The 4,641-nt window shown below is 60.8% G+C and carries 8 protein-coding genes; all 8 read right to left on the bottom strand.

The genetic code is table 11. The features are described from left to right. Positions 1–595: 595 nt before the first annotated feature. Positions 596–1,012 (bottom strand): hypothetical protein, encoded by a 417-nt coding sequence (locus GO986_RS22300; protein ID WP_157461727.1) that lies wholly within the window; start codon positions 1,010–1,012, stop codon positions 596–598. Positions 1,013–1,150: 138 nt separating this feature from the next. Further along, positions 1,151–1,516, bottom strand: a complete 366-nt coding sequence (locus GO986_RS22295; RefSeq protein ID WP_157461726.1) for a DUF3592 domain-containing protein — start codon at positions 1,514–1,516, stop codon at positions 1,151–1,153. 333 nt (positions 1,517–1,849) lie between these two features. Next, the gene (locus GO986_RS22290; protein ID WP_157461725.1) at positions 1,850–2,059 is read right to left on the bottom strand and encodes a hypothetical protein; all 210 of its coding nucleotides are present in this window, start codon (positions 2,057–2,059) and stop codon (positions 1,850–1,852) included. 22 nt (positions 2,060–2,081) lie between these two features. Continuing rightward, entirely contained in the window at positions 2,082–2,807 is a 726-nt protein-coding gene (locus tag GO986_RS22285; protein ID WP_157461724.1) for a hypothetical protein, read from the bottom strand. 11 nt (positions 2,808–2,818) lie between these two features. After that, entirely contained in the window at positions 2,819–3,238 is a 420-nt protein-coding gene (locus tag GO986_RS22280) for a hypothetical protein (protein ID WP_369409546.1), read from the bottom strand. Between the two features lie 17 nt (positions 3,239–3,255). Further along, positions 3,256–3,684 (bottom strand): hypothetical protein, encoded by a 429-nt coding sequence (locus GO986_RS22275; protein ID WP_157461723.1) that lies wholly within the window; start codon positions 3,682–3,684, stop codon positions 3,256–3,258. Further along, positions 3,681–4,151, bottom strand: a complete 471-nt coding sequence (locus GO986_RS22270) for a hypothetical protein (RefSeq protein WP_157461722.1) — start codon at positions 4,149–4,151, stop codon at positions 3,681–3,683. Before GO986_RS22270 ends, GO986_RS22275 begins: the two co-directional genes overlap by 4 nt. Continuing rightward, positions 4,148–4,543 carry a hypothetical protein gene (locus tag GO986_RS22265; protein ID WP_157461721.1) on the bottom strand — a complete coding sequence of 132 codons (396 nt, stop codon included), beginning with the start codon at positions 4,541–4,543 and terminating at the stop codon, positions 4,148–4,150. The genes GO986_RS22270 and GO986_RS22265 overlap by 4 nt, the downstream gene beginning before the upstream one ends. Positions 4,544–4,641: the final 98 nt, after the last annotated feature.

Raw genomic sequence — 4,641 nt, 5'->3', positions numbered from 1 at the left:
CGAAATCGCGAGCGAGTGAACTCTACTGTATGAAGTGAATATGAAGTTTCCGACAATGGGTGTACCACCATCGACCGGCACTGTGAGCGAAAAAATGCGCGTCGGTGTCGGCGAATCTGGTCAAAGTAAGAGAAAAATGACCCGCTGATGTGACTAAGTTAAAGTTAAATTTGTTTCAATAACAAAACTCTTACTGATTCCTGTCAGCCGCCGCTACGCGTGTCAGATGAAGAAAATTCTGTCAGTGGTTTGTGACACTTGCGGTCTCAGGGACGTGAATATTGCTGCTCGCTCGGTAGCAGAGCAGCATGTAGACCTTCCCAGATCTTCAGCAGGGGCCGCCCATCTCTGGCCGCTGCCCACTGCGTCCACACCGGCCCTTGCAGCAGACCTAGTTGCATCGCTTCAGCAAGCCCAGCCGCCACGCCAGCAGGCACGGGATACGGCAGCGCTGCTGGACTGGCGGGCCGGGTCCGGTCGGTGAAATCGGGCAGGATGCGTTGATGCAAGTCTTTCGGCGCTTCTGCACCCCAGGCCAGTGCACCGGCCCACACTTGCCGCTGCCACTGGCGCTGTTCGCCTTCCGCGTGTGCCCTTAAGGCGGACTGGACTTGATCGAGGGGCGCGTCGTACCACCGGACAGCAGGACTGACCAGGGCGAGGGTGCCGAGCGCCCCCGCCCAGTCGAAGGGGGGCGGCTATCACCACTCTCCGCGTCTCGGGGCGGGCGGTTGGCCTGCCACCAGTCGGTGAAACCGTCCGGTCCGGTCAGCTCGCAGAACTGCTCAAAGCTCAGCGTCGGCAGCCGGCGCTGCACCAGCGAGTAAATGACGGCGGCCTGGTCGCCCAGGTCCAGCTCATGTAGGGCGCGGACCAGGGACATCTCGCGCCAACTCGGGGCCAAGTAGGGCACTAGGACGGCGCCGTACAGTTCGGAAAATTCTGCATTCGGTTCGCCTAACGCCGCTTCGGGTGCGGCCGTGCGCTGTTCATGACGCTGTGCTCTGTCCATAGAACCTCTGGGAAATGGAAAACCGCCCACTAGGGACAGCTGCAAGCTGTGGTTATGGTCGGGCAGAAGCGCCTAATAAGGGGACTTTACACACACATGCACTTTAGATCTTGGACCGATCATCTCTGATCAAACTACTCATTGGTCAGGCGTATCAAAATAAAATGCCAGTGTTACACCAATGACATAGACTAAGAAAAGTATCCAGCCGCCCCAAGGGACATTTTTAATTCCGGGATCAAGAGTGGATTGTCTTGGATCGAGCGGATCAAAATATACTTTTACACTTTGGCCTACAGCATATTTCTTGAAGTGATTCTCAGCTTCGAGATGACTATAGGTGATAGTATGACTAAATACCGAATTATCGCTTCTATATTCAAATCCACCCACTATATAGTTCCATGTCATTACAACCTCATAAGACTTAGTCGGCTTATCGTTCACATCTTCATATTTTTCCAATATATGAGCATCAACCAAAGTACCAACTACGAATGCCAATTACGAGAGGAGAGCGCTCTTTTTGTGATCCTTAAGAGGATCAGAAGCATGGCAATACAAGCTGCACCCAAAATAATTACGAAAAATACTTTCATTCCGTAGCCATACTATCTTCTATATTCAGCTGCATCTATACAATGCGTACTTCTCCGCACTGCCGAAACGTTTTTGACCACCCACACCTGCCGAAGCAATCCCTCCCCAGGTCTTGAGCCAGCCTCTAGGTACCGCAAAGTATGTTTCTCGTGTTGGTCCATCAGATGCCGCCTCGTGTAATGGGCAAGGTCAGCCCAGCATGAATGCTCACAGCCCCTGCCTGCCCTTCCGGCGGCATCAGGCGGGGCGCGCGGGCTTGCAGGGCACCACGCGGCACCCCCACCCGTGCGCCGCCTTCTGCATGCGGGCCAGCGTCTTCCCGCGCTTCAGGGGCGCATGGAGGATGTAGCCCTGCGCTTCAATCCGGTCGGGATGCAACGTACAACCCAGCAGGCTCAGCTGTGGGAGGCGGCCACGCTCTCCCAGGACGATCAGTGGTATTTGCATGACTCACCTCCCAAGGTCAGGTTTAGGTGTTGACGACGTTCCAGGTGGGCGACGCGGCGGTCGTATCGCTCCAGGCCAGGGTGCCGGCCAGGTTCGCGGTGAACTGGTAGCGCTGGCTGCCCATCGGCGCCGCCTGGGGCTTGGGGGCCCCAATGTTCACCGTGGCGAGCAGGGCAAAGCCGTCATCATACAGCCAGATGATCTTCTCCCGGTTGTTCGGGCTCAGGGCCCAGCCTTTAGCGACCAGGCGCTTGACCACGGGGTCGTCAATGCCGGCCAGCGTGCGAATGTTGGCTGTCAGGTCCTTGCCGTTCATCACGCGAATCGGCGTGGTGCGGCCATGAACGTTGATGCTCTCCTCCATGTCGTTTGGCGTGGGCGTGATTTCCTCGGCAGCCGGAATTTCCAGCAGGTTGCTGTACGTCGCCGTGATGCCCTGAGCAATGGCCGCCGGTGCAGCGCCGATGCTCACCGACACCCCGGCATTGGTCACCGTGGCCGCAGCCGAGGTTGTCACCTGCGTAGTGCCAAAGGTCAGGAGCGTGCCACTGGGAATCAGGGTGTTGGTGGGGGTACTCAGCGTCATGGTGGTGGCACCACTCGACACAGCGAGGGTGTTGGTCACGGTCACGTTGGGCACGATGACGTCCGTGCCCAGGAAAATAAACGCCTTGGCCTTCGTGCCGCTGTAGACGTTAGGGGTCTTATCGGCTGGGACGGCAGTGGGCAGATTGGCGGTGCTGGCCATGATGGCCTCCTTTACGTCGCGTGGACGTAGGTGAGGGCGAAGCGCTGCCCGGCGTAGTGGGTGCGCGTATCTCTATCGAATCGAGTGGGCATGGTGTCGGCCGGTGAGGCGCCGCCTTGCCGCAGGCGAAGAGTCGGATGCCGGTCCACCTCGCCCGCACGGGCTTTCAGATGGGCCAGCAGGAGGTCGAGTTGCCGCTTCCCAGCCGCCGTGGGCGGGGCGCCGTAGAGCATCACGAGCACCAGGCGTTGCCGCTGCTGGAACCCGTGGCCCTGCACTGGGACGCCTTCGGTCTCACTGGTCACCGCGTAGATGGTGCCCGGTTCAGGCAGAGGGTTGGGCACCAGGTGACTGGCCACCGCGCCGGTATCGTCACGGGCCAGGCGCACCCCCAAGCTGTCCAAGAGTTGGTCGATGGTCAGAGAAAGCACCTCCAGAGCGTGGATTTTTACTGCAAGGCGGCCAAAGCAGAGCGGATGCGCTGCACCAGTTCCGTGTCACTGGCCGCTTTGGAGAGCCAGGGCCGGGCACCGTACCCGGTCGCGCGACTGATCGAGCTGTTCGGCGGCTCTGGAAACTCCAGCGCCCAGGTTTCGGGTGGGACCGGCGCCACACTGTTCAGAGCACCAACGACCCAGCCACCAGCGGCCTGCTCTTTCCCTAAGCAGGCCAGCAACGCGCCGCCCTGCTTAGCCGGGTACTCGCCAGGGTTGCTGCTGGGGTTGGGCAGGCCAGGGTGATGGACGCCGCTCCCCACTTGGTTCAACTTCTCGCGGAGAAAAACCAGCGTGGTGTCGGCGATGACTTCCAGGGCGGGCTGAAGATGCCGCCTTAGTCGCTCTTCCACGTCAGGGTGAAACCGCAGCTGAGCGTTCATGCTGACCGCCCTTCTAGTGCGCGCGCGGTGAACGTCCAGCACAGCCGCTGCGTGCCTTCATCCACGATGTCGCCCAGTGGAGACAGCAGCAGCGGTTTGGGCAGCTCACCGCCGAACACCTCGAACAGCAGGCCAGGGTCATGCAGCGGCGCGGACCAGTGGGCCACGACTTCCCAGAGCGGCACCGCCATGTCAGCGCCCAGATCGGCCTTGTCCTTGGCATCGAGCTGGTAGGCGATGCACGGGTACTCGCCGATAGGTAAGCCGGCGCCGGGCGTGCTGGGGGTGGGGTCAGGGGCCGGCAGCGTGATGGGTTCGCCGCGCTCGTCAAGGTCAGGTGGGGGCTGCTGACCAGGGGTGGGTGTGGCGGCCTGGGTCTTGAACACGCGCAGGGTCTGGCCCAGGGCAGGAAACACCTGATCTAGGATGGGCCGCGTGTACCCCTGTAACTGAGTAGTGGTGATCAAAAGCTCACCTCCACATCCAGGCTCATGCTGCCCTGCTGCTGTTGAGCCTCGCGCCGGTCAGCCTGAACCTGGGCCCGCAGGTCAGCGGCCAGCGCGCACCAGGCGTCCGCATCACCGGACTGCGCCCCCCCGCTCTGGGTGGCCGCCAGTTGCACCTCGACCTTGCCAATCTTCACCCCCTTCACAGCCGCCGCGACTGTCGCGCCCGCCCGCTGCGCGGCTGTGCACGCCGCTTCCAGCACCGCAGCAGCCACGAGCGCAATGCTCTGCCGGACACGAAAGGCACGCTCCACATTCACCCGCTGGTCTGCCGGCAGCGCCTGGTGGTAAGCCCAGGCCGCAGGGCCAACCAACTCTTCAAGTTCGTCCTGCTGGTCCTGGGTCAGCGCCACGGCTGATCACCTCCTGTCTATGAATTGGGGCGCTTACTTCGCCTGTAAGGCCGTGAGGATGCTGTCGGCCAGTGCCTCTCCGATCTTGGGGAGAGCCA

It is taken from the genome of Deinococcus arboris, assembly GCF_009755355.1.
Lineage (GTDB): Bacteria > Deinococcota > Deinococci > Deinococcales > Deinococcaceae > Deinococcus > Deinococcus betulae.
The sequence above is the reverse complement of the archived record's forward strand: the minus strand, read 5'-3'. Positions and strand labels throughout refer to the sequence as shown.